The organism is Pseudomonas sp. LAP_36 (assembly GCF_019456785.1).
GTDB classification, from domain to species: domain Bacteria; phylum Pseudomonadota; class Gammaproteobacteria; order Pseudomonadales; family Pseudomonadaceae; genus Aquipseudomonas; species Aquipseudomonas tritici.
Genome location: NZ_JAHZMS010000002.1, coordinates 470,867 through 495,364 on the forward strand (window position 1 = coordinate 470,867; position 24,498 = coordinate 495,364).

The 24,498-nt window shown below is 60.0% G+C and carries 26 protein-coding genes and 2 pseudogenes; 15 read left to right on the top strand and 13 right to left on the bottom strand.

Going from position 1 to position 24,498, the window contains the following annotated elements:
* Window positions 1-85 precede the first annotated feature (85 nt).
* A complete protein-coding gene (locus tag JBO08_RS07740; RefSeq protein ID WP_065945427.1) occupies window positions 86-1,246 on the top strand; it encodes a GGDEF domain-containing protein in 1,161 nt (386 codons plus the stop codon).
* On the opposite strand, the gene JBO08_RS07745 is transcribed toward JBO08_RS07740, so the two are convergent.
* Window positions 1,243-1,683 carry an MAPEG family protein gene (locus tag JBO08_RS07745; RefSeq protein WP_065880638.1) on the bottom strand — a complete coding sequence of 147 codons (441 nt, stop codon included), beginning with the start codon at window positions 1,681-1,683 and terminating at the stop codon, window positions 1,243-1,245. The two genes, JBO08_RS07740 and JBO08_RS07745, sit on opposite strands and share 4 nt — an antisense overlap.
* Window positions 1,676-1,981, bottom strand: a complete 306-nt coding sequence (locus JBO08_RS07750; RefSeq protein WP_065872881.1) for a DUF2834 domain-containing protein — start codon at window positions 1,979-1,981, stop codon at window positions 1,676-1,678. Before JBO08_RS07750 ends, JBO08_RS07745 begins: the two co-directional genes overlap by 8 nt.
* Window positions 1,982-2,064: 83 nt before the next feature.
* On the opposite strand from JBO08_RS07750, the gene JBO08_RS07755 reads away from it, so the two are divergent.
* Entirely contained in the window at window positions 2,065-2,853 is a 789-nt protein-coding gene (locus tag JBO08_RS07755) for a helix-turn-helix domain-containing protein (RefSeq protein WP_065872880.1), read from the top strand.
* A gap of 54 nt (window positions 2,854-2,907) precedes the next feature.
* Window positions 2,908-4,617, top strand: a complete 1,710-nt coding sequence (locus JBO08_RS07760) for an amidase (RefSeq protein ID WP_083224201.1) — start codon at window positions 2,908-2,910, stop codon at window positions 4,615-4,617.
* 128 nt (window positions 4,618-4,745) lie between these two features.
* Here the strand turns inward: JBO08_RS07760 and JBO08_RS07765 are convergent.
* The 4 genes and pseudogenes from JBO08_RS07765 to JBO08_RS07780 form a co-directional block, all read right to left on the bottom strand.
* Window positions 4,746-5,033: pseudogene (locus JBO08_RS07765) on the bottom strand (CPBP family intramembrane glutamic endopeptidase); the annotation flags it as partial.
* 62 nt (window positions 5,034-5,095) lie between these two features.
* Window positions 5,096-5,566 (bottom strand): RidA family protein, encoded by a 471-nt coding sequence (locus JBO08_RS07770; protein WP_010210112.1) that lies wholly within the window; start codon window positions 5,564-5,566, stop codon window positions 5,096-5,098.
* Window positions 5,563-5,781, bottom strand: coding sequence for a DUF6434 domain-containing protein (locus JBO08_RS07775; RefSeq protein ID WP_065872878.1), 219 nt, complete (start codon window positions 5,779-5,781; stop codon window positions 5,563-5,565). Before JBO08_RS07775 ends, JBO08_RS07770 begins: the two co-directional genes overlap by 4 nt.
* A gap of 96 nt (window positions 5,782-5,877) precedes the next feature.
* Complete coding sequence (locus tag JBO08_RS07780; RefSeq protein WP_220074224.1) at window positions 5,878-6,975, bottom strand: SMP-30/gluconolactonase/LRE family protein; 1,098 nt, start codon at window positions 6,973-6,975, stop codon at window positions 5,878-5,880.
* 218 nt (window positions 6,976-7,193) lie between these two features.
* Here JBO08_RS07780 and JBO08_RS07785 point away from each other — a divergent pair, with 218 nt between their 5' ends.
* Window positions 7,194-7,625: a nuclear transport factor 2 family protein gene (locus JBO08_RS07785; RefSeq protein ID WP_065909516.1), complete on the top strand. Its 432-nt coding sequence runs from the start codon at window positions 7,194-7,196 to the stop codon at window positions 7,623-7,625.
* Between the two features lie 28 nt (window positions 7,626-7,653).
* Here JBO08_RS07785 and JBO08_RS07790 read toward each other — a convergent pair whose 3' ends face one another.
* Window positions 7,654-8,979 carry a PLP-dependent aminotransferase family protein gene (locus JBO08_RS07790; protein WP_065909518.1) on the bottom strand — a complete coding sequence of 442 codons (1,326 nt, stop codon included), beginning with the start codon at window positions 8,977-8,979 and terminating at the stop codon, window positions 7,654-7,656.
* Window positions 8,980-9,069: 90 nt separating this feature from the next.
* Here JBO08_RS07790 and JBO08_RS07795 point away from each other — a divergent pair, with 90 nt between their 5' ends.
* Complete coding sequence (locus JBO08_RS07795) at window positions 9,070-9,960, top strand: DMT family transporter (protein ID WP_220074223.1); 891 nt, start codon at window positions 9,070-9,072, stop codon at window positions 9,958-9,960.
* Here JBO08_RS07795 and JBO08_RS07800 read toward each other — a convergent pair.
* Entirely contained in the window at window positions 9,957-10,523 is a 567-nt protein-coding gene (locus JBO08_RS07800) for a YceI family protein (protein ID WP_258407024.1), read from the bottom strand. The two genes, JBO08_RS07795 and JBO08_RS07800, sit on opposite strands and share 4 nt — an antisense overlap.
* Window positions 10,524-10,644: 121 nt before the next feature.
* Between JBO08_RS07800 and JBO08_RS07805 the strand changes: the two genes are divergently transcribed.
* Window positions 10,645-11,139, top strand: a complete 495-nt coding sequence (locus JBO08_RS07805; RefSeq protein WP_065872872.1) for a PaaI family thioesterase — start codon at window positions 10,645-10,647, stop codon at window positions 11,137-11,139.
* A 43-nt stretch (window positions 11,140-11,182) separates the two neighbouring features.
* Window positions 11,183-12,070, top strand: coding sequence for a YghX family hydrolase (gene yghX / locus JBO08_RS07810; protein WP_065880647.1), 888 nt, complete (start codon window positions 11,183-11,185; stop codon window positions 12,068-12,070).
* On the opposite strand, the gene JBO08_RS07815 is transcribed toward yghX, so the two are convergent.
* Window positions 12,067-12,942 carry a LysR family transcriptional regulator gene (locus JBO08_RS07815; protein ID WP_065872870.1) on the bottom strand — a complete coding sequence of 292 codons (876 nt, stop codon included), beginning with the start codon at window positions 12,940-12,942 and terminating at the stop codon, window positions 12,067-12,069. The genes yghX and JBO08_RS07815 overlap by 4 nt on opposite strands.
* 131 nt (window positions 12,943-13,073) lie before the next feature.
* On the opposite strand from JBO08_RS07815, the gene ampC reads away from it, so the two are divergent.
* Window positions 13,074-14,216 (top strand): class C beta-lactamase, encoded by a 1,143-nt coding sequence (gene ampC / locus JBO08_RS07820; RefSeq protein ID WP_065890887.1) that lies wholly within the window; start codon window positions 13,074-13,076, stop codon window positions 14,214-14,216.
* Window positions 14,217-14,235: 19 nt separating this feature from the next.
* Window positions 14,236-14,319 (top strand): annotated as a pseudogene (locus tag JBO08_RS28105) (MipA/OmpV family protein); the annotation flags it as partial.
* A 22-nt stretch (window positions 14,320-14,341) separates the two neighbouring features.
* On the opposite strand, the gene JBO08_RS07825 reads toward JBO08_RS28105, so the two are convergent.
* Both JBO08_RS07825 and JBO08_RS07830 read right to left on the bottom strand, forming a co-directional pair.
* Window positions 14,342-15,619, bottom strand: coding sequence for an ATP-binding protein (locus tag JBO08_RS07825; RefSeq protein ID WP_065872868.1), 1,278 nt, complete (start codon window positions 15,617-15,619; stop codon window positions 14,342-14,344).
* Window positions 15,620-16,327, bottom strand: a complete 708-nt coding sequence (locus JBO08_RS07830; RefSeq protein ID WP_049713020.1) for a winged helix-turn-helix domain-containing protein — start codon at window positions 16,325-16,327, stop codon at window positions 15,620-15,622.
* 565 nt (window positions 16,328-16,892) lie between these two features.
* Here JBO08_RS07830 and JBO08_RS07835 point away from each other — a divergent pair.
* Genes JBO08_RS07835 through JBO08_RS07855 form a run of 5 tightly spaced genes read left to right on the top strand, consistent with a single transcriptional unit; the run spans window position 16,893 to window position 22,194 of the window.
* Window positions 16,893-18,428 (top strand): class I adenylate-forming enzyme family protein, encoded by a 1,536-nt coding sequence (locus JBO08_RS07835; RefSeq protein ID WP_083213977.1) that lies wholly within the window; start codon window positions 16,893-16,895, stop codon window positions 18,426-18,428.
* Window positions 18,429-18,445: 17 nt separating this feature from the next.
* Window positions 18,446-19,438 (top strand): hypothetical protein, encoded by a 993-nt coding sequence (locus JBO08_RS07840; RefSeq protein ID WP_065909524.1) that lies wholly within the window; start codon window positions 18,446-18,448, stop codon window positions 19,436-19,438.
* Entirely contained in the window at window positions 19,431-20,552 is a 1,122-nt protein-coding gene (locus JBO08_RS07845; RefSeq protein WP_220074222.1) for a hypothetical protein, read from the top strand. The genes JBO08_RS07840 and JBO08_RS07845 overlap by 8 nt, the downstream gene beginning before the upstream one ends.
* 12 nt (window positions 20,553-20,564) lie before the next feature.
* Complete coding sequence (locus JBO08_RS07850; RefSeq protein WP_065872864.1) at window positions 20,565-20,951, top strand: ectoine synthase; 387 nt, start codon at window positions 20,565-20,567, stop codon at window positions 20,949-20,951.
* Between the two features lie 43 nt (window positions 20,952-20,994).
* A complete protein-coding gene (locus tag JBO08_RS07855; protein WP_220074221.1) occupies window positions 20,995-22,194 on the top strand; it encodes an MFS transporter in 1,200 nt (399 codons plus the stop codon).
* Here JBO08_RS07855 and JBO08_RS07860 read toward each other — a convergent pair.
* Window positions 22,150-22,752 (bottom strand): tRNA-(ms[2]io[6]A)-hydroxylase, encoded by a 603-nt coding sequence (locus tag JBO08_RS07860; RefSeq protein WP_065909528.1) that lies wholly within the window; start codon window positions 22,750-22,752, stop codon window positions 22,150-22,152. The two genes, JBO08_RS07855 and JBO08_RS07860, sit on opposite strands and share 45 nt — an antisense overlap.
* A 151-nt stretch (window positions 22,753-22,903) precedes the next feature.
* Between JBO08_RS07860 and JBO08_RS07865 the strand changes: the two genes are divergently transcribed.
* Window positions 22,904-23,767 carry a universal stress protein gene (locus JBO08_RS07865; protein WP_065872861.1) on the top strand — a complete coding sequence of 288 codons (864 nt, stop codon included), beginning with the start codon at window positions 22,904-22,906 and terminating at the stop codon, window positions 23,765-23,767.
* A 68-nt stretch (window positions 23,768-23,835) separates the two neighbouring features.
* Here JBO08_RS07865 and JBO08_RS07870 read toward each other — a convergent pair whose 3' ends face one another.
* Complete coding sequence (locus tag JBO08_RS07870) at window positions 23,836-24,306, bottom strand: DUF1289 domain-containing protein (protein ID WP_065872860.1); 471 nt, start codon at window positions 24,304-24,306, stop codon at window positions 23,836-23,838.
* Window positions 24,307-24,498: the final 192 nt, after the last annotated feature.

Sequence of the window (24,498 nt, forward strand, 5' to 3'; positions counted from 1 at the left end):
ATAGCCACTCGCCAGCAAGGCTCCGAAAACGCGTCGGAAACGCTTACAATCGCGCTTTCAAACGCACCCCAGGCGGCCCGGCAACATGACGCTCGACCCTCCTACGATTTTGGCACTTTCCGTTGCCCTGGCAGCCGCTGCCGCCCTGTACCTGGCCGTTGAATGGCGCAGCGTGCGCGAACCGTCGCTGCTGTGCTGGAGCGCCGGTTTCGCCACCATCGGCCTTGGCTCCACGCTCGCCCTGCTGCGCATCAATGGCTTTATGATAATCGGCATCTGGTTCGCCAATGGCTTGCTGGTGACCGCACACTTCCTGTTTTTACTTGGGGTGGCGCGATTTACTCAAACCCGCCTGTCGCCGCTGTGGCTGCTGATGTTGTTGACCTGGCTGGGCATGCTGATGCTGCCGGTGGACCCGTCATGGTCCAAAGCCATGCTGGCGGTGCAGTCACTGTTGGTGGCGTTGCCGACGCTGCGCGCCAGCTTTTTGCTGCGGCCCCATGGCAAATCCTTGAGCATCGGCGCGGTGCAATTGCGCTACGTGCTGCTGATCCATGGCGCGTTCTATGTGGCCAAGGCGTTATCGGTGCTGATCCCGGGCACCTTGATCGACCTCGCCGCATTCAAGGGCGAGATCATCCAGATTTCCCTGGTGGAAGGCGCCATGGCGATCATGTTGATTGCATTGTCGATGACCGGCTCCGAGCGATACCGCCGCGAACAACAGATCGCCCGCCTCGCCGCCCGTGACCCACTGACCGCCCTGTACAACCGCCGCGCCCTCGACCTGCGCGCGCCGCGCTTGCTGGCCCAGGTATCGCCCGCACAACCCGGCGCCTTACTGCTGATCGATATCGACAATTTCAAATTGGTCAACGACCTTCATGGCCACACCGCCGGCGACCGCTTGTTGATCGCCTTGAGCGAATTGATTCGTGGCGCGATGCCTCAGGGCGCGCTGGCTGCGCGTTTGGGTGGGGATGAGTTCGTGATCCTGTTGAATCCGGCCTCGACTGAGCAGATTGTCGAACTGGGCAGCAGCCTGCGCGAACAGTTTCATCACCTGGCCTCGCAGACCTTCATGACGCCTGCACCCGTGACCCTGAGCATCGGCGCCAGCCTGTTCGACCAGCCACCCCCCAGCCTCGCGGCGCTGATTGAGCAAGGTGACAGCACCTTGTATGAATCCAAGCGTGGCGGGCGGGATAGCATCCGGTTGGTGGATAGAACGGGAGCTGCATCCTAAACGTGAATGGGAAAGTCCATCAATCTGGCGCTCAGCGTGACGCCCAGCCCGAACAAGCAAATGCAGCCCAGTCCATACGCGAGTGTGCGCCAAGGCTGGCAGCCAGCCAGATACATCAGCGTGTGTGCGACCCGGGCAAGGGTAAAACACACAAACAGCCCTGCAGTCAGAGTGCCGGTAGCTCCCAGCCCGATGCAAAGTCCCCCCAACACGAAAAATATTGGAATGTTCTCCAAGTCATTCGCCCAGGCCTTGGCCGCCCTGGCGACTTGCGGCACCTCCTCTGAATGCACGGCCCGATTGAAGAACGCCGCATCCTCACGATTGGTAAATGCGAAACCCCGTATCCGAAAAAAGCCCTGATAGCAGGAAATCGCAAACATCTTCAGGCACAGCACCAGCACACACAGCGCGTAGACCTGCAAAAGCTCATTCATCTCGGTACCCGTTCACCACGAGATACAGCAACGGCCCCACCGACACAAACACCGCCGTGAGCACCCAGTACGGCACCACCGAAGCCATCGACCGTCCTCGCCGCCGCGCATCCCGGTACATCCATACGCACGCCAGCACCGCCATCAAGTACAGGTCTATCACCACCTGCGCCGTGTCCGGCCGCGACATCAGTTCCAGCCCAAATGCCAGCAGCGACTGCTCCGCCGTCAGCATCGTCGCCAGGGTGTACAACGAAAATCCCAGCAAGCTCGCCAGGGCAATAGAGGGTCGTCTCATGGTCGCATCCTTGGAATGATGAAGGCCTAAGTTAGTGATAAGGTTCAGCCCTTCGCAATGACCTCGGAGGTCATGACCACGCCATGGACGCCCCTTCAACTGCCGGCGAACAACTGCGCCAATTACGCCGACAGGCCAAGCTGAGCCAACTCGACCTGGCGCTCATCACCGGCGTTTCCCAGCGCCACCTCAGTTGCCTCGAAACCGGCCGCGCCAAGCCGAGCCCCGTCACCTTGCATAACCTGCTGACGGCGCTGGAGGCACCGTTGGACCAGTGCAACCGCGTCTTCCTTGCGGCCGGATTCGCCCCGCGCTATACCGCCACTCCGCTCGCCTCGCCCGCCATGGCCGCGATTCGCGAAGCGGTCAGCCATGTACTGCACGCCAACAACCCAGCGCCTGCGATCCTGTTGGACAGCCAGTGGCAAGTACTCGCAGCGAATGCCAGTACCGGCGTGTTGTTGGCATTGGTGGGTATCCCGCCCGATGCGGCTGAAGGTTTGAACCTGCTGACCACCCTGCTCCAAGCCGGCGGCCTCGGCGATCATCTGCTCAATGCCGATGAGATCCGCACCCTGGCCTGGCAGCGTGCCACTCGCGAGGCGCTGGGCAATCCGGAACTGGCCGCGCTACTGGCGAGCCTGCCAACCCCGACCAACGCTGAACTGCCCGCGCACCTGCCACCGCTGGTGCTGACCCGCCTGCGCTCAACCCAGGGCGAGCTGAGCTTTTTGTCCACCTTCACCACCTTCGGCATGCCCCAGGACATCACCCTCACCTCCCTGCGCATCGAACACCTGATTCCCGCTGACGAGGCGACGTGGCAGGTGATGCGCGGCGCCTATGCGGATTATGCGGCGCTGGTTTTGTGAAATATCTGTACGTAGACTGCCGCCATACCCCCATTTGAAGGCGGCGAAAAAAACGTGATGCAAGTTACTGAAGTCTCCATTGCCCAATTGCGCGCGGCGCTTGAGTCCGGCCAGACCACGGCCGTTGAACTGGTCCAGGCATACCTGGCGCGAATCGATGCCTATGACGGTCCGCAGACCGCCACCGCCTTGAACGCCGTGGTGGTGCGCAACCCCGAAGCGCTGAAAGAAGCCGAGGCGTCCGATGCACGCCGGGCCAAAGGCGAAACCTTGGGGCCCTTGGACGGCATTCCTTACACCGCCAAAGACAGCTACCTGGTCAAGGGCCTGACTGCGGCATCCGGCAGCCCGGCGTTTGCCAAGCTGGTCGCGCAACGTGATGCGTTCACCATCGAGCGTCTGCGCGCCGGCGGTGCCATCTGCCTGGGCAAGACCAATATGCCGCCGATGGCCAATGGCGGGATGCAACGTGGCGTGTATGGCCGCGCAGAAAGCCCGTATAACGCCGATTACCTGACCGCGCCGTTCGCCTCCGGCTCGTCCAACGGCGCTGGCACCGCGACGGCGGCGAGCTTTGCGGCCTTTGGCCTGGCAGAAGAAACCTGGTCGAGCGGGCGCGGCCCGGCGTCCAACAATGGCCTGTGCGCCTACACCCCGTCCCGCGGGGTGATTTCGGTGCGCGGCAACTGGCCGCTCACGCCGACCATGGACGTGGTGGTGCCCTACGCCCGCACCATGGCCGACCTGCTGGAAGTGCTCGACGTGGTGGTCGCCGAAGACCCGGACACCCGTGGCGACCTGTGGCGCCTGCAGCCGTGGGTGCCGATCCCGAGCGTCACCTCGGTACGCCCTGCTTCCTACGCTGAATTGGCGGCGCCTGCCGAATCCCTGGCGGGCAAACGCTTTGGCGTGCCGCGCATGTACATCAACGCCGACCCCGACGCCGGCACCAGCGAAAAACCCGGGATCGGTGGCCCGACCGGGCAGAAAATCAACACCCGCGCCAGCGTGATCGACCTGTGGCAAGACGCGCGCCAGGCGCTGACAGCGGCCGGCGCGGAAGTGATTGATGTGGATTTCCCGCTCGTGTCCAACTGCGAAGGCGACCGCCCTGGCGCACCCACCGTGTTCACCCGGGGGCTGGTGTCCAAGGAATTCCTCCACGATGAACTGTGGGAACTGTCAGCCTGGGCGTTTGACGACTTCCTGCGCGCCAACAACGACCCGGCGCTCAACCGCTTGGCGGATGTGGACGGGCCAAAGATCTTCCCCCACGACCCGGGCACCCTGCCCAACCGTGAGGACGACTTGGCCGCCGGCATGGACGAATACGTGCGCATGGCCGAGCGTGGCATCACCCCATGGGACCAGATCAGTACCGTCCCCGACGGCCTGCGCGGATTGGAGCAAACCCGGAGGATCGACTTGGAAGCCTGGATGGACAAGCTCGGCCTCGACGCCGTGCTGTTCCCCACCGTGGCCGACGTGGGCCCGGCGGATGCCGACGTGAACGAAGCCTCAGCCGATATCGCCTGGAGCAACGGCGTCTGGGTGGCTAACGGCAACCTCGCCATCCGCCACCTGGGCGTACCGACCGTTACCGTGCCGATGGGCGTAATGGCGGATATTGGCATGCCGATAGGGCTGACATTCGCCGGGCGCGCCTATGATGATTCGGCGTTGCTGCGGTTTGCCTCGGCGTATGAAGCGACGGGCAGCAAGCGCCAAATTCCAACGCGCACACCGCCGTTGGCGCCGATGTAACTGACTCAACGCAATCAAAATGTGGGAGCGGGCTTGCTCGCGAATGCGGTCTTTCAGTGACGGATATGCCGACTGATCCAGCGCTTTCGCAGGCAAGCCAGCTCCCACATTTTCGCCTGCATTTCACATCAAGCCATCTGAGGCACGGCAACCAGCAGGATTGCCGTGCCATGGGTCAGCGTCGCCGCCAACACCCCGTAGCGCATGCGCACCAGCGCACAGGCCAACCCTTCGATCAGCGTGAACAACAACACCGGCCAGCCCAACTGGGTGACGCTCAGTGCCAGGAACGCATGGCAAGCCGCAAACGCCACGCCGCTGGCCAGTGCGGCGCGTAAGGGCGCGACATGCTGTTCCAGATAACCCTGCAAATAACCGCGAAACAACACTTCTTCCAATGCATTGGCGCCGTAGGCCCGGCGCCAGATACGTGCCGTAGTTAATCAGTACCGCCATTCCCTGGTTAATCATCGGTCGCTCAACCGTGTGCCACCGCAATCATATCGACCTCCACCGCCGCCGACTTCGGCAACTGCATCACCCCCACCGACGTACGCGTGTGCGCCCCGGCGGCACCCAGAATTTCGTGCAACAAATCCGACGCGCCGTTGGCCACTTCACTCTGCTGATCAAAATCCTCGGCACTGCGCACGTACACGGTGATGCGCGGGATCGCCCTGACCTGGTCCAGCGAACCCAACGCCTGCTTGAGCAACCCTAAGCAACGCAAGGCACTGATACCGGCGGCGATTTGCGCCTGGGCCACGGTCAGGCTTGCCCCAACCTTGCCCGGCAGCACGATCGCATCGCCGACGCGGGGGATCTGGCCACTGATGTAGAGGTGGTTGCCGTCGCGAACCAACGGCGTGTAGTTGCCGCCGATTTTGAATTCGTCCAGCTGATAGCCAAGGCGTTGCTGGGCGGCCTGGTATTTCTCATCGGGTGTCATGGGCGTGAATCCTCGTTTCGGCGCAGCCATTCATCCACCACGTCGCCCAGGGTCTTGGGCTGGTCGTTGCGAATCCAGGCCATAAAGGGACGATCGAATTTGAACCCCGGACCGCAGTGCTCAAGCATGAAGCGGCGTACGTTTTGAGTATTTTTGTAGTGTGGGGTCACGGGGGTGCTGCGGGTGATGGAGTCGCTGTGCCAATTGAAGTCCATTTGCTTGACGCTCTGATGCCTCAGGAGCCAGCAGCATAGCGCCAAATGCCACGATGAACGCCTGCCAACCGACGCCCATCGTGTTTTTTTTACACGTTAGCTGCCGAAGCCGGCGTCCCGCGTATTGACGAACAACGCGTAGATCGAATGGCTGCCGGCCATGAACAGGCGGTTGCCTTCGCGACCGCCAAAACACAGGTTGGGGCAGCGCTCGGGCAACGAGATATGCCCGATGGCCTTGCCTTGTGGATTGAACACACGCACACCATCGAGTTTTTCCAGGTCGGCCTTGGGGTCACCATTGCCGCCCCAACCGCACCACAGGTTGCCGCTCTCGTCACACTTGATGCCGTCCAGCGCTGCGTAGTCGAAACCTTCGATGTGCTTGCGACGGGCGCCGAGCGTGCCGTCGTCCTTGACATCGATGGCCCAGATCAACCGGTTGGGTTTGGCCCGACCTTCCACTACGTACAAGACTTTTTCATCAGGTGAAAAACACAGGCCATTGGGCCCGTTGAGGTCGTCGATCACTCGCGTGACCGTGCCGCTTTCGCCATCGATGCGATAGACGCCATGGGGTTGGGTGGGCGTGATCTTGTGCCCTTCGTAGTTGTTGCCGGTTTGGAACGGCGGGTCACTGAACCACACTGAGCCATCTCGCTTGCACACGATATCGTTGGGCGAATTGAAAGGTTTGCCGTCAAAGCTGTCGGCCAGCACGGTGATGCTGCCGTTGTGTTCGGTGCGGGTAATTCGCCGGCCCTCGCGGGTGGTCGTCGAACCTTCGCACACTAGCAAGCGGCCCTGGCGATCGCGGCACATGCCGTTGGAGAAATTAGCGTTTTCGCGGTAGACCGACAGGCTGTCGGTCACTTCGTCCCAGCGCACGATACGGTTATTGGGAATATCGCTGACCAGCAAGTAGCGGCCATCGCCGACCCACACCGGCCCCTCGGCCCAGCGCAAACCTGTCGCCAGCCGTTCGACACTGGCGTTGAACAGACGCAACTCCAGGAAACTGTCATCGAGCACTTTGATCAGTGGGTCTGGATAACGCTGGCTCAACGGCTCGGCGGCTTCTGCCAGGTGAGGCAGGTTGCCCAGCACCGCGACCGATGCGGAAACCGCCAAGGAACGCTTGAGGAAGACGCGGCGACTGTGGTCAGTCCGCGCAGGCAGAGGGGGAAGATTCATCGTGTGTCTCCGTTATTTTATTGTTAGACGGGACACCATTCTTAGTCAGTGATGGGACATCGTACAAGAACAATGAAACCTCAAGTCCCATGCAATGCAGGAACTCTGTAAATAATCAAAAATTTAGTTTTCAAAATAAGCGTGGATAGAGCAATGTTGTACGACGACACAAACAGTAACGCGTTGTCCGCTACCCCAACAACAATAAGGAACCCCACATGCAAAAAATCAAAGTACTGATCGGTTTTCTCTGCCTGTTTACCGGCTATGTCGCCGCAGCGCCTGCCCCTGCGGAAAAGGAGGTGGCCCAAGCGGTCGACCAACTGACCCAAGCCATGCTGCACCTGGACCTCAAGCAGCTTGATGCGCTGACGTCCGACAAACTCACCTACGGCCATTCCAGCGGCAAGGTGCAGAACAAAGCGCAATTCATCGCCGACCTGGAAACCCACACCAGCGCCTTCAAGACCCTGGAAATGCAGAACCAGACCGTCACCCTGCAAGGCGACACCGCCCTGGTGCGCAACCACTTCCACGCGCTGGCCGTGAACAGTGGCGTTGAAATGCCCACCGACATCGACAATTTCCAGGTTTGGCAGAAGCAGAAAGGCAAGTGGCTGCTGATCGGGCGCCAGGCTTACAAGTACTGATGGCCAGCGGTGAGCCGCGTGCGCCGGCTCACCACTCCACCACCTTGCGCACTGTCAGCAATGCCTCGCGCAGCGCCGCCATGTCCACCGAACCCAGCGCCAGGCGCAGCGCGTGCGGCACATAAGCCGTGACGGCAAACGGTTCGGCGGTGGATACCGAGATATTGTCGCACTGCAGGGCCATGGCGATCTGGTCAGCGCGTGCGTCCTCGGGCAGGGGTAACCACAAAAAATACGATGAGGGATGGCTGGTGTAGGCCAGCCCTTTCAACACCTGCGCCGCCAAGGCTTGCCGGGCCTGGGCGTCCTGGCGTTTTTGCGCTTCCAGTTGCGCCACCGTGCCATCTTCGATCCACGCCACGGCAATGGCGCTCATGACGCCGGGCACGTTCCAGGTGGTGGCCATGATGGTGCGCTCGAGTGCTTTAACCCAGTCATTTGGCGCCGCAACATACCCCACGCGCAAACCGGTCGCGACACTTTTTGAGAGCCCGCCCACATACACCGTGCGCTCCGGCGCCAGGGTCGCCACGGGTGGCGGTGCGTTTTCGACCAGGAACGCGTAGGCCGCGTCCTCAATGATCATTAGATTGTGCTGCCGGGCGATGGAAACCAACTGCTCACGCTGGTCCCTGTCCATGACCCAGCCAAGGGGATTGTGCAGGGTCGGCATGCTGTACACGGCCCGCACCGGACGTTTGCGACACAGGTTTTGCAAGGCGCTCAGGTCTGTGCCGGCGGGCGTGACCGGGATCGCGACAACTTCCAGGTGCAGGGTCTCGGCCAGCACCTTGAACCCCGAATAGGTCAACGCATCCACCGCGACCACGTCCCCCGGCTTGAGCAACGCCATCATCGTCACCGCCAAGCCGTGCTGGGCGCCGCTGACCAGCAGCACCTGGTCGGCCTCTACCGTCAGCCCTCGGTTCAGTAAATGCCGTGCGACGGCAGCTCGCTCATGCAAACGCCCTGCGTGAGGCTGGTAACGCAACAGGGCCTCAAGGTCGCCGGACAGCGCCAACTGACGCAACGCCGTGCGCAACAGGTCAGCCTGGCCCGGCAATGAGGGGTAGTTGAAATTGAGGTCGAGCATGCCCGCCGCAACCGTCATCTGCCCACTGCCCTGCCCTGGCGGCAGCGAGATCTCGCGTACAAACGTGCCGCGTCCGGTTTCGCCGCTGACCAGCCCCATGGCTTCCAGCTCGGTATAAACCCGGCTCGCGGTCACCAGCGCCAGGCCATGATCGGCGGCCAGTTGCCGGTGCGTCGGCAGGCGCGTACCCGGCGGCATTTTCCCCGAACGGATGCTCTCGGCAAAGGTGTCGACCAGCGACTTGTAGCGGGCGCGCGGCATAGGGATGTATCCATGACAATTTTTTGATTGTCTTAATGCTCGCCCCTAGGATGGCCTGAACGCAACCCCTCATTATTCGGGCGCCTCCTCATGGAACGCACATCCCCCATCAGCACCCTGGATACCCGCCCCCAAGGCTGGATCAATGGCTTTATTGGCGTGGTGATTTTCAGCGGTTCCTTACCCGCCACACGGCTTGCCGTGATGGAGTTCGACCCGGTGTTCCTCACCATGATCCGTGCCGCCATCGCCGCCAGCCTGGGGTTGTGCCTGCTGTGGTGGTTCAAGGCGAAACGCCCCGCGCGCCACCAATGGGTCCCCCTGGCGATCGTTGCCCTTGGCGTGGTGATCGGCTTTCCCCTGCTGACCGCACTGGCGCTGCAGTACGTGACCTCGGCCCACTCCATCGTGTTTATCGGCCTGCTCCCCCTCGCGACCGCGGTGTTTGGCGTACTGCGCGGTGGTGAGCGCCCGCGTCCAGTGTTCTGGTTGTTCTCGATCCTGGGCAGCGTATTGGTGATGGGTTATGCCGTCGCCCAGGGTTTGACCGCCGCACCCGCCGGCGATTTGCTGATGTTGCTGGCAGTGTTGGTCTGCGGCCTGGGTTACGCCGAGGGCGCCACCTTGTCGCGCAGCCTGGGCGGCTGGCAGGTGATCTGCTGGGCGTTGGTGGTGGCAATGCCAGTGGTGCTGCCCTTGAGCCTGCTCCTGGCACCGCCAAGCTTGCGCGGCATCAGCCTGCCCGCCTGGCTGAGCCTGGGTTATGTGGCGTTGTTCAGCATGTTGATCGGCTTTGTGTTTTGGTACCGCGGCCTTGCCCAGGGGGGCATTGCCGCCGTCGGCCAGTTGCAGTTGCTGCAACCGTTTTTCGGCCTGGCATTGGCGGCTGGCTTGCTGCATGAGCAGGTCAGCCTGGGCATGGTGCTGGTGACGGTCGCGGTGATCGGCTGCGTGGCGGGCGCGAAGAAGTTCGCCCGTTAACGCTGCGGCGCGACCATCTTGAACTTGATGTTGATGTCATTCGACACCACGCTGTTGCCGGCCCACTCGCCCTCGCCAATCTTGAAATCGCCGCGCTTGAGGATGAATTCGCCGTCGAACACGCCGATACCGCTTTGCTCCTTGAGCACCACGTCGACGTCCACCGGGCGCGTGGTGCCCTTGATGGTCAAGTTGCCGCTGATCCTGAAGCGGTTATCTCCCAGGACCGCGACGCCGGTGGATTCGTAAACGCCCACTGGATAGGTCGCGGTGTCAAACCACGACGCACGCTGCAGCTCGTCATTCGCGTCCGGGCTGCCGGCGTCGATGCTGGCCAGCTGGATCTTGAGCAATGCATGCCCGGCTTCCGGCTTTTGCGTATCGAACGTCAAGGTGCCTTCGAACTCACTGAAGGTGCCGTACACCCGCTGCCCCAACTGTTTATAGGTAAAACTGATCTGGCTGGCGGTGCGGTTGACGTCGTTGTACTCCACCGCCTGGGCGCTGGAACAGAAAGCAAGGGTCAGGACCAGTATGGCGACCGGGGACATTCGACGTTTCATGCAGCGCTCCGCAGAGGAAAAGACACAGGTACCGAGCTAACACGCTGTAACAGGGATTTGTTCCCATCAGGCGTTTGTCCTGCTAAACAGAGTAGTCGCCCCAGAATAATAAGGACGCTCCATGCACACCCCTTCGCTTCAGGACCTCACCGCGCCGGACGGCATCTGCTACGGCTGCGGCGGCAGCAACCCCCACGGCCTGCATATCAAGAGCCGTTGGGACGCGGACGGCATCCACCTGATCGCCGAGCATATGCCCGAAGCAAAATACAGCGGCTGGCCCGACCTGGTCTACGGCGGCCTGATCGCCATGTTGGTCGACTGCCATTCCAACTGGACCGCCATGGCCTACCACTACCGCGCCGAGGGGCGCGAACCCGGCAGCCTGCCCCGCATTGACTGCGTGACCGGCAACCTGGGCATCAAATTCATCAAGCCAACGCCCATGGGCGTCACCCTCACCCTGCGCGCACGGGTCGAGGGCGACGTGGGGCGCAAGACCCGCGTGATCTGCGAGGTGTACGCGGGTGACGTGCTCACCGCCATGGGCGACTCGGTTTTCGTGCGCGTCGATACCGGCCAATTGGCAGCCGCCGCCCATGGGCGTGAGGGCTGATCCTGATCTACATTGACTGCCACCGCTAATCGAGGATGCACCGATGACTCGTCTCACCGCGAAAGACTTTGCCCCCGAACTGCTGGAACTCTACGACGGCTACGCCCACGGCAAGATCAACCGCCGCGAATTTCTCGACCGCGCCGCGCTGTTCACCTTGGGTGGCCTCACCGCCTCGGCTCTGCTCGCAGCCCTCAGCCCCAACTACGCGCTGGCCGAACAGGTGAAATTCACCGACCCGGACATCGTTGCCGACTACATCACCTACCCCTCGCCCAAAGGCAACGGCACCGTGCGCGGCTACCTGGTGCGCCCGGCCAAGGCCGCGGGCAAGTTGCCCGCCGTGGTGGTCGTGCATGAAAACCGTGGCCTCAACCCCTATATCGAAGACGTCGCCCGGCGCCTGGCCAAAGCTGGCTTCATCGCCCTGGCGCCGGATGGCCTGACCTCGGTGGGCGGCTACCCCGGTAACGACGAAAAAGGCGTGGCGCTGCAACAGACGGTTGACCCGACCAAGCTGATGAACGATTTTTTCGCCGCTATCGAATGGCTGATGCACCACGACAGCAGCACCGGCAAAGTCGGCATCACCGGGTTCTGCTACGGCGGCGGCGTGACCAATGCGGCAGCCGTGGCCTATCCGGAATTGGGCGCGGCGGTGTCGTTCTATGGGCGCCAGCCGGAGGCCAACGACGTGCCACGGATCAAGGCGCCGATCATGCTGCATTTCGGTGAGCTGGATACACGGATCAATGAGGGGTGGCCGGCGTATGAAACGGCACTCAAGGCTGCAGGCACGAACTATGAGGCGTACATCTACAAGGGCGCCAACCATGGTTTTCACAACGACTCGACGCCGCGATATGACGAGGCGGCGGCGAATCTGGCATGGGAACGAACGTTGGGATGGTTTCGCAAGTACTTGGCTTAACCACGGACCCGCTCTTGCAACCACCCCTTGAAGACGAGCATCGCCGACGTCTCGGCCCGCGACTGCAATCGCGTGAGCCAATAGCTGCCGGTGGTGATGCCGACGTCGAACGGCTGGCGAATCACATCACGCTCCAGCTGCCGCGAAAACATCATCGCTGGCGCCAATGCCACCCCCGTTCCTTGCAAGGCCGCTTCCATCATTGCCAACGAGGAATCAAACACGATACTGCGCGGCACCAGGGTGTCGGCGGGCAGACCGACGGCCTGGAACCACAGGCTCCACTCATCAGCGCGGTAGGAGCGCAGTAACGTGTGGTTCAACAGGTCAGTGGGGGTGTGCAGTTGCTCGGCCAGTTGCGGCACGCAAAGCACGGTGAGGGGCGCTTCCAGCAGTTCGCAGGCATCGGTGCCGTGCCAGGCTCCCGCGCCAAAGCGGATCGCGTAGTCGAGGCCTTCGGCGGCCACGTCGACACGGTTGTTGTGGGTGGACAACCGCAGGTCGATAAAGGGGTAACGCGCGTGAAAATCCGCCAGGCGTGGCAGCAACCAGCCCACCGCAAAGGTGCCGACTGCGCCCACGGTGAGCACTTCGCGGTAGTGCCCGCTTTCGAACTGGCTGAGCGTCTGGGCGATGCGGTCGAACGACTCACGCACCACCGGCAGCAAGGTTTCGCCTTCACGGGTGAGCATCAGGCCTCGAGGTAGACGCTTGAATAATGTGACATTAAGTTGTGCTTCCAGGCTCTTGACCTGATGGCTGACCGCTGCCTGAGTCACGCATAACTCAATGGCCGCGCGGGTGAAGCTCAAGTGGCGAGCCGACGCTTCGAAGGCACGCAGTGCGTTGAGGGGCAGATGGGAGCGCAACATGCTTGACCCTAAAATTTCTAATGACTGGCCTGAGATATCATCGTTTGCCGAGGGAACAAAATCCACCTAGATTTGCGGCGCCTGCGCAGGCCTTGATCATCAGTGCATCATCGAAATGGAAGCAAATTGCCATGAACCATCACGTACAAAAAATTGTGCTATCAACCTTGCTGTTGGGCTCCGGCACCTGTATGGCCGCCACCGACCTGCGCACGCTCGTGGACAGCCGTGTTGCACCGCTGATGCAGCAACAGAACATTCCTGGCCTGTCGGTTGCCGTGGTGGATAAAGGCCAGGTGCAATACTTTAACTATGGCGTTGCCGCCAAAGACACCCAGCAGCCGGTTACCGAAGACACCCTGTTTGAAATCGGCTCATTGAGCAAAACCTTCAACGCCACTCTGGGCGGCTACGCCCAGGCCATCGGCACGCTCAAGCTTTCGGACAAGGCCAGCGCACACGTGGCCAGCCTGCGCGGCAGCGCTTTTGACAGCATCAGCCTGCTGCAATTGGCCACCTACACACCCGGTGGGCTGCCGCTGCAGTTTCCCGACGCGGCCGACAGCGCCGAGACCATGCTCGATTACTTCCAGCGCTGGAAACCCAAATACGCGCCCGGCGAACAGCGCCTCTACTCCAACCCGAGCATTGGCTTGTTTGGCTACATCGCCGCGCAAAGCCTCGGTCAGCCCTTCAACGACGCGATGGAAAAAACCCTGCTGCCCAAGCTGGGCTTGAAGAACACTTACGTGAGTGTGCCTGCCGACAAGGCAGGCCTCTATGCCCAGGGCTACGACAAGGATCAAAAACCGGTTCGCGTAAGCCCCGGCGCGCTGGACAGCGAAGCCTATGGCGTCAAGACCAGCACCCAGGACCTCGCGCGTTACGTCATCGCGAACATGCACCCGGACACCCTGGAAAAAGCGCTGCAGCAAGCCATCGCCACCACTCATACCGGCTACTACACCGTGAAGGGCATGACCCAGGGCCTGGGCTGGGAGTCCTACCCTTACCCGATCACGCTGCAAGCGTTGCTTGACGGCAACTCCACCCCAATGGCGATGAACCCGCACAAGGTCAACTGGCTGAAACCTGCTCAGACGCATCGTGCTCAGGTCCTGTTCAACAAGACTGGCTCTACCGCCGGGTTCGGTGCCTACGTGGCGTATGTGCCAGCCAAGGATATAGGCGTGGTGATCCTGGCGAACAAGAACTACCCGAACGCCGAACGCGTGAAGGTGGCGCATGCGATTCTGAGCGCTATGGATAACTGAAGTTTGCTTCCACCGCGCTTACGGTTCCGTCGATGCCAGCCTCAACAGCCATTTTGGCGACCGTAACGACCTGCAGACCGGGTACGACGTCACCACCGGCCAGGGCAGGAGCAACTGTAGTGTTGTTAATCGGCGTACGCCCACGTCATCCGGAACGACGCCCCGCCCCATTCCGAATCCAGCACTTGCACCTGGCCGCCGTGCCACTGCGACACCCGTTGTACCAGCGCCAGTCCAAGGCCGAAGCCGCCGGTGCGACGGTCGCGGCTGGCGTCGAGGCGCATGAAGGGTTGGAAGATCTTCGAGCGGCCCTCCTCCGGCACACCGGGGCCGTCATCACACACCCGCACTTCATAGCCGCTGCCGAACTTGACCAGCGACACCTCCACACGGCGCTCGGCGTATCGGATCGCGTTGCGCAGCAGGTTGATCACCGCTCGCGCCATAAAGCGCGGCTCGATCTGGATAAAGTCCACTTCGCACGTACGCAGCGACAGTTGAATGCCGGCCGCTTCGGCTTCGAGGGCCACGCTGCCGATCACACTGTCGAGCCAGCTGTGGGCTTCGATGCGCTCGCGGGTGACCTGGGTGGCACCGCGTTCCAGGCTAGCGTAGGTGAGCAGCTCGGAGACCATGTCTTCCAGCTCGCCGAGGTCAGCGTACATGTCCGCGATCAATTCGCCGCGCTGGCGCGGGTCGGTCTGTTGCTTGAGCTGGTCGAGTTCGAACGACAGGCGCGCAATCGGCGTGCGCAACTCGTGGGACACGGCGTTGGTCAGCTCGCGCTGGTTAGCGATCAAGCTTTCAATGCGCTCGGCCATCTGGTTGAAGTGCCCCGCCAGCTCGCGCACGGTGGAGCGGCGTGGCAGCAGGATGCGGGAACTGAGGTCGTTGTCACCGAAACGCTGTGCAGCCAGGCGAATATGCTCCAGGTCGCGCCAGTGCGGACGAACCCAGAAATACAGCACGATTGCCAAGCTCAATCCCAGTAGGCCGTAGGCCCACAGGTACAACCATTTAGGCTCTTCAGGCAGCTTGATATTGAGCAGTTGGGGGCCGCCATCGATATTGGCGATGAACTCCATGAAGTCGCCACGTACCACTAATTGCCCGGCCGCGAGCAATTGCTGCTCGCGTTGGCTCAGCGCCAACTCATCGCGCTGCACCAAGTCCAGACGCAGACCGTAATGCTGCTGCAATTCGCTCAGGCGCACCTCGCGCGCCTCGGCCGGCACAGGACGCAATTGCTCGACCAGGCCATAGGCGGGGCCGCGCAGGGCTTCGCGGTTATAGGTTTCGTTGGCCTCGGGGAGCAACTCATCGAAGGTGTAGTTAACCAGCCAGATTGCCCCCGCCAGGCCCAGCGCCAGGATGATGTACAGGCGGATATAGAGCCGCAGCATCTAGACCTCCCACGCAAACGGATTGAACAGGTAGCCCTTGCCCCAGATGGTCTTGATGCACACCGGTTCGCGCGGGTTGTCGTTGAGTTTGCCGCGCAGTTTGCTGATGTACACATCGACACTGCGGTTGAGGCCGTCGAACGCGATACCGCGCATGCGGTTGAGGATGTCATCACGGGACAGGATCGTCCCCGAGTTGCTCGCCAGCAGCCACAACAGCTCGAACTCCATGGTGGTGAGGTCGATCTTGTCATCCCCCAGGCTGACCACCCGGCAACTGCGGTCGATGGCCAACCGCCCGAAAGCGAGGGCCCCGCGCACCGTCGGCTCTGGCGCCTGCCGCCGCTGCAGGGCGCGCAGGCGTGCGAGCAGCACCGGGGGCTTGATCGGCTTGATCACGTAGTCGTCGGCACCAGACTCCAGGCCGAGGATGTGGTCCAGGTCATCTTCCTTGGCGGTCAGGATCACGATAGGCGTGTCGGACACCGTGCGGATCCCGCGACACACATGCAGGCCGCTCTGGCCGGGCAGCATCAGGTCAAGCACGACAATCTTCGGTTTGAAGTCCAGGAACGCCGCCAGAGCCTCATCGCCTCGATGCACCACGCGCACCTCGAAACCATGCTGTGACAGAAAGTGCGCGATCAGCCCTGCCAGCTTTTCGTCGTCCTCAACGAGCAAGACCTTGCCCAACCCCAGGTTTTCCATAAGTTCTCAGTGTGCGGAAGCGGATTGAAGATCGAGCATTATAGGTGGCAAGCTGGGCCGAAGAGGCCACCGAGCCTGACAGAAACCGGCTTTCACCGAAGTTTTCAGAGAAACTTCATGTTTTTAAGAGTTTTTAACATTTCGCGTGTATTTTTTAACGCGTCAATCACCGGCCACCGTCGTCGTTTTTACGAGTGACCGTGGTTTTTTCTGACAGCCGTTGCTCACGTCTAATCAGGAAATTTCACCTCTAACATTTATCAGGCTCGCCCCCTATATTGTCACCACGCCGTGACAAAAAACCAACCGTGCTACCGTTGACAGCCTTACAACTCAAATGAAACTATCCGTGTACTTTCAGCAAGTCCTCTTCGCGAAAGTTCATGGATGACAATTAAAATAAATATCAAAGGAACTGATATCGTGCCACTTCTCGATTTTATCTATCGCAATAACTTTGTCGACCATCCTTTATTCAACAGACCAATAATCTAGCTCAGAGATTCGCGCTAACGGCGCTGACCTTCTTTATATTATTTGTATTATTGAATGCAGGTAGCCTTTCATGTTCTTGTATCACGACGTCATCGAGAAGATCGCGGCAAAACACCCCGAAAAGTGCGCTGTCGTTGTTGATGGAATCCGTTACACCTATGAAATGCTTCGCACACGGACGCTACAAATAGCCCATGTATTAGTCGCCAACGGCGTTCATCCGGGAGATCGCGTCGCCCTGTATTCCCCGATTTGCTTCGACCTGATCGCGGCCTATCTCGCCGTCCTGCGTACCGGCGCTATTACCGCCGCCACACACCCGACTTACAGCCGCGAAAAACTGGTGTATCAGCTCAAGCATACTGGCGCGAAAGTTCTGATCACCCAAGGCTGCAATGCCCTGGAAACGCTGCACCTGGAAACCGATGTCGATCGCATCATTCTGATCGGCAACGATGAAACACTGCACCCGGAAATAGTCTCTCTGGACCGTGCAGTATCGACACCGGACACTCAGGCGGCCGCACTTCCCGACCTGCAGGACGATACTCGCATCACGTCGATTTTCTATACGTCCGGCTCCACCTTCAACCCGAAGGGCGTGGTGGTCAACCATCGCATCATGGCCGCGGCGACAAGCGCCGTTACCGCTTATCTGAACAACACGCCGGACGATGTGATCCTCAGCTATTCCACATTGGCCTCTGACTACGGCGTGTACAACATCTTGATGCCCTTGTACTTCGGCGGCACATCGGTCATTGAGAGCTTGCCACCGACGGATGCGGACGATGTTCTTGAAGTGGTGAAACGTGAAGGCGTAACCGGCATGCACGTCTTCCCGCCCATATTTTTCCTGCTTGCCGCGACCAAAGAGCACTGGCGACAGCAACTGCCCACGCTGCGCTATATTTCCAGCAGCGGTCAGCCGTTGTATTCCCGTCATATAGAACGTATTCGCGCTGCACTTCCCGACGTTCAAATCTTCTCCAATTATGGTCTGACTGAATGCAAACGCGTCAGTTATTTGCCACCTGAAGAAATTGATAGACGCCCTACTTCTGTTGGCAAGGCTTTGCCCGGTGTTCGCGTATTCATTGTCAATGATGACGGCGAACAAATAACACAGCCGAACACTATCGGTGAACTTTGGGTGACCAGTGATTACTTGATGCTTGAATATTGGCAAATGCCTGAAGCCACTCACTCAGCCATAAAAACACACGTATTCGGTGAAGCGAGACTTTATCGCACAGGCGACCTTTTCAAGAAAGACGACCGAGGCTTTCTCTATTATATAGCGCGCAAGGATGATGTATTTGCTCGCAACATATGGAATGTGAACCCACGCGAGATAGAGCAGTGCCTGGCCTCCCACCCCGCCGTCGCCCAAGTGGTTGTAATGCCGGTAGCCGACGAGTCTGCGGGTTTTTTGCCCAAGGCATTTGTAGTACTGGAACGAGACCACGATTCAACTTGCGAAGCCGCATTAAAGGAGCATTGCAAACGGCTGATGGACTGGCACATGGTCCCGGCGCAATGGGCATTCATGGATGCGTTGCCTCAAACCGATTCCGGAAAGACCACCGGTAAAGGCTTGGCTTGAAATCAAGGAGCGATACGATGAACCCGCCGTACGACGCAGCATTAGAAAACAGTTCAATGTTCAAGTTGGCCGAGCACTTTCACAGCCTGGCCACCGGCTCGACCCAGGTTCCTTCCCAGCCACTCACCAGCCATCTTCGCGATACCATCGCGGACGTCGATGTCATTGCCTACCACGATCAATTGGTGGCTGATGCCGGCCCGTTGTTTTCGCACTTCCTGGCCAGCGTCCCGTACATTCTCGAGGAGATGGCGCGAATTGGTGTGGCGCTGACCCGACTTTCCAACGCCCGCCGCACCGGACAGGCACAACACTTCAGTTTTTTTGAAGTCGATGCCTTCGACGGCAGCAATGGCCGCGCGCTGGCGGCCCACTCTCGCGGCTTGGTTCAGACACTGACGTGCTCGCCCAACCGCGCCAATCAGATCGCCTTTGATCGGTATGCCTCTCCTGAGCATTCACTGTTCTACCCACAATCGTTCTTCAAGGTCACCCCGTCGTTGCTCAGCTCGGCGCCTTATCAACGGTTTGCCGAGGGGTTCGACTACCTCTACGAAACCGCTGCATTCCAGTTCTACACTCAGGACCGCGACCTGCAGCTCAGTCATATCAAACCGCTGCTCAAGCCGGGCGGCCTGGCGTTCTTCTTGGAAAAACTCAATCACGCCGACCCTGAGGAATATCTGCGCCGGGAAGCGCTCAAGGATAAACGCTTCAAGACGCGCTATTTCACCGTCGAAGAAATCGAGTGGAAGCGCAGACAAATGCTCGATCAGATGGAAAACGGACAAGTCCGCAAGGAGGCTCTGGTTGCAGCCCTTCAGCGGCACTTCAAGCACGTCTTCCTGCTATGGAATAGCACCAATTTCTGCGAATTCGTCGCATCAGACGATCAGAACCACATCGAGCACTTCCTCGAACTGCTAGGCCCGGTCAATCAGCCCGGCGGCTTCTGCTTCGAAAATGCGTCCCTTGGCAAACAGCCGCAAGGGGACGCTCTCGATGCCTGACGTTTATCTATCCCAGTGGCGCGAGCGGGCTGCCCTTGCGGATAAAAGCCGTAGATTGAGCGACGAAACACTGGGTGAGTTGCGCTCAAGCGGTTTGCTGAACCTGGTTTGCCCCCGCAGAGCCAAACCGCTGAAACCCGGCTGGCCAGCATTGGTTCGTTCATCAAGGATAGCGGCCAGGGCATGTGCATCGACAGGCTGGTTAATCAGCTTGGTGGGAGGACACGCCGCCATCGCAGCGCGCTTGAATCCGTCGTTTGAGGCGAAACTCTACGACGGCGGCACGACACAGTTGTTTGCCTCTGCATCGGCAGGCCCGGACAGTCGATTATCCATTGAGCCTGGGGGCATGCGTGTCAGCGGGCGCTGGCGATTCAGTTCTGGCATTGAACACGCGACGTGGTTGATTCTGAATGCACCCTGCGCGAACCCTCCTACGGCCGACGCCAGCGAGCGCTTCCTGGTTGTCGCAGCGAAGCAAGGTGTCACTGTTCTCGACTCCTGGGACAGCATAGGCATGCGCGCCACGGGTTCGCATGATGTCGTAACACCAGAGCTGTTGGTGCCTCATCACGAAGTCTTCCCGCTTCAAGAGGTGTTCGGTGCACGACCGGCGGGCACCGGGTCGGATTACCTTTACAGCGTGCCCATCGTGCCGTTCATCACGACCTCGATCATAGGCCCGCTATTGGGCTGCGCGGAGGGGGCGTACGACCTCCACCTCCAGGCGCTCGCGCAGCAAACTACTCCACCTTCGGCGGTGGCCCTTGAGCGGGTAGCCCACAGTGGCGCGCAGTTGACGGCGGCCAGTGCGCTGTTTGATTCACTGGTCAATCGTTTGGACGAATCAGGTCAGGCACTGCGCTCACTCAGCGAGAGCCAGTTGTCAGCCCTCAAGCGTGATCGCAGCTACCTCGCCCGCCAATGCGTTGAAGCCGTACACCGACTGGTAGAACACAGTGGCGCCTCGTTGATGACCACCGGCAATCCGTTGCATCGCCACTGGCGCGACCTGCAAACAATGGCCGCGCACCGTGACGTGCATTGGGATTCAGCCATGCTCGCCAGTGCTGCTTCAGCGCTCCACCCCCCCCTTTTAGCCTCAAATCATTAACGGGAGACGACGATGTTTGTTCGCAGCAAAGCCGATATTGAAAACACCGCCCACTTTGTTGAGTGGGGTGCTGGAACCAGCCACCGCCTGCTGACGGAAAAAGACCAGATGGGCTATACCGTCTGCCATACCGTCGTGCGCGCAGGCACCGAGTCTCTGCTGCATTACCGTAATCACTTGGAAGCCTGTTATTGCATTGCAGGTAACGGTGAGGTTGAAGATATGAACGGCAACGTCTATCAGATCCGCCCAGGGGACATGTATGTGCTGGACCAGCATGACCGCCATTACCTGCGCGGTGGTCAGGACGAGGACCTGGTACTGGTGAGTGTGTTCAACCCGCCGCTCAGGGGCGATGAGCGCCACAACCTCAGCGACACCTCTGGCTCAAGCTATTGATCGGCTGTCAGTTGACTCTATGATTCATTGAAACGGGAACACCATGCGCAAGGATTACCTGGCTTTTTTTATCTCACTGTTCCTGTCACGGCTGGCGGACCAGATCCTGCTGTTTATCGTGCCGCTGATTGTGTTCCAGACCACCAACAGCGTCGCGTGGGCCGGGTTGGCGTTTTTCGTCGAATCGCTGCCGCGCTACCTGGCCTTTCCCGTCTGTGGAGCGTTGTGCGATAAATTCTCGCCGGTGCGCATCCTGCATATCAGCCAGGTTTACCGCGCACTGGCGTGCGTGGTGGCCGTAGCGCTTTACGGGGTGTTTGACGGTATCTATTGGCTGGTGGCCCTGTCTGCGCTGTGCGGCGTACTGACGACGCAAGGCATCATGGCTCGCGAAGTCGTGATGCCACACATCTTCAAGCATTACACCTACGCCAAGACCTTGTCCTACTCACAAATAGCCGACCAGAGCGGCCTGGTGCTGGGGCCGCTGGTAGCGGCGTTGATGTTGGAGGTGTGGGCCTGGCATTGGGTAGTACTTGGGGTTGCCGGGTTGTTTGTGCTGGCAGATCTGGCGATGCGGGCATGGCAGCGCAACACCACGGTGAATCTTGAGCGTTTTGAACAGCATCAGGACATCTGGCTGCAACCGCTGCGCATCGCATTCGGGCATATCCGCAACCTGCCAGAGCTGAAGCGCATCATTGCCCTCGCGGTCGGCGTGAACCTGATCATCGGCGTGACGCTGGCCACGTCGGCGGCGATGGTCACGGGTCAATTCGCCGCCGGCAAGGATGCCTATGCGTTGCTACAGGCGGCCGGCGCAGTGGTCACCATCGCTATCCTGTTTTACCTGGCGCGCGCCACGCTGTCGTTGAAAGTGCTGGGCGGGCTGTCGTATTCAATGATCGGGGCCGGGGCCCTGGTCATGGCGGTCAGCCCCACGCTTTGGGCTTACACCGTGGGATTCCTGCTGGTCACCGGTTTCGACAAAATGTTCAACGTGTATATGCGCAGCACACGTCAACGGGTCATTCCGGTGCAAGACTTCGGTAAAACGGTGGGCGTGATCACGTTGCTCAACAACCTGGCACAGCCATTGGCCGGTCTTGCGATTGCCGTACTCGCCGCGCCCTTGAGTACCCAGACGGTGATCCTGCTGCTGACCGGGATCACCGCGCTGATCGGCGTGGCCGTCGCGTCAGGCTGGCACGCCACTGTGAAAGCGGAATTCGATGTCGGGTGACTCGATCAGCTCTTGCTCGGCCGCCCTCACCCGCTTGATCACCTGAGCGATGTCCTTGGCGTCGCCATACTGGTACGCCAGCTTCAGGTAACCCTGGAAGTGCCGCGCCTCGCTTTTCAGCAAGCCAAAGTAGAACTTGCCGAGTTCTTCGTCCAAATGCGGCACCAATGCTTCGAAACGCTCGCAACTGCGCGCTTCGATAAAGGCACCCACCACCAGCGTGTCAACCAGTTTGACCGGCTCATGGCTGCGCACGACTTTGCGCAAACCCGAGGCATAGCGCCCGGCGTGCAGCTGCCGTAGCTCGACCTTGCGCTTTTTGATCAAACGCATGACTTGCTCATGGTGTACCAGCTCTTCGCGGGCCAGGCGCGACATCATGTTGATCAGGTCAACATGGCCGTGGTACTTGGCCATCAGGCTCAGGGCGGTGCTGGCGGCTTTGAATTCGCAGTTCTTGTGGTCGATCAGCAGGGTTTCCTGATCGGCCAGCGCGGCCTGGACCCAAGCGTCAGGGGTGCGGCAACCGAGGAATTCGTGGATTTCTGGCAGGTTCATCGGGCTCACGGGCAAAAGGATCACAAAAGGCCGGCGATTATACCGACCCCGCCGCAGACCACCAGTCACGGGCCTTGATGTGCATCAACATGACGTCTGGCGGGCAGCAACTATAGTTGTTCCAGCCCCCGCCTCTTTTGGAGATCCAATCATGCAAGCCATCCGCAGCATCCTGGTGGTCATCGAACCCGAGCATTCGGAAAGCCTGGCCCTCAAGCGCGCCAAGCTGATCGCCGGGGTCACTGGCGCGCACTTGCATTTGCTGGTCTGCGACAAGAAGCATGAGCACTCGGCGCTTCTGGCGCTGCTGAAGTCGGGCTTGCAGGAAGACGGCTACAGCGTCAGCACCGAGCAGGCCTGGAATGACAGCCTGCATGAAACCATTATCGATGTGCAGCAAGCCGAGGGTTGTGGCTTGGTGATCAAGCAGCATTTCCCCGACAGCCCGTTGAAGAAAGCCCTGCTGACGCCTGCGGACTGGAAGTTGCTGCGCTACTGCCCGTCGGCGGTCCTGCTGGTCAAGACGGCTAAGCCGTGGATGAGCGGTGTGATCCTGGCGGCGATCGATGTGGGCAACACCGATGCAGATCATCGGGCGCTGCACAATTCAATCATCGACCATGGTTTTGATATCGCCAGCCTGGCCAAGGCGCAGTTGCATGTCATCAGCGCCCACCCGTCGCCGATGTTGTCGGCGGCAGACCCGACCTTCCAACTCAAGGAAACCATCGAGGCGCGTTATCGCGAGCAATGTAAGGCGTTTCAGACAGAGTTCGATGTGGACGACTCACACTTGCACATTGAGGAAGGCCCGGCGGATGTGCTGATCCCGTTCGCCGCCCATAAGTGGCAGGCGGCGGTGACGATTATCGGCACCGTGGCGCGCACCGGGATTACCGGAGCGCTGATCGGCAATACGGCGGAGGTGATACTGGATGCAGTGGAAAGTGATGTGTTGGTGCTCAAGCCTGACACGCTGATGGATCAGCTGGAGGAACTGGCCAGCAAGCCCTGACGGGGTCTTCAGGCAACAAAAATCAACTGTGGGCGCTGGCTTGCCTGCTCCCGCCTTGACCGCTCCAGTCAGTGCCCCAGTGCATCCTTCAAAAAGTTTGGCGCGATATAGCGCTGGTAGTGCGCCTCCGACAGGATAAAAAACTCCCGATCAATGGCATCGCGCAGGTCCGGCAAGGGCCAATCGCGAAACTCCGGCAACAGCACCATGCCGTAAGCCTCCAAGTTGGAAATAACCCGCGCACCACGGGCGATCAACTGGTACGCCCAGCAATACTCGGATTGATGCGGCACAAAGCGAATCTTGCGCTGCTCCAACTGCCCACGCAGGGTCTTGGGGTCGAATACCTCGACTTTGCCGGCCATTACCTGCACCAACAGCTGCTCCAACCGCAGCCAGACCGCGCGTTTTTCTTCTTCGTTATAGCCGTTCCACTGGATCACTTCGTGGTGGAAACGCTTGCAACCACGGCACACGAGATCGCCGTAAACCGTGGAGCACAGGCCGACGCAGGGAGTCTTGATGGTTTGGTTGGACATGGGCAACGACACGCAGATCAGCGAAACAATGCGCCATGTTAGCCCTTTGTCTAACGGCTATCACCCTGCAAACTTGGCGAGGCAACTTACCTTTAGTTTTTTTTTGCCGTAGAATCATCCGGCCTTGTAAGGCGCCAATAATCCGCTGGAAGCTGTTTTCAAAGCGTCACGAGCACAGTCGTTCCTTCAGAA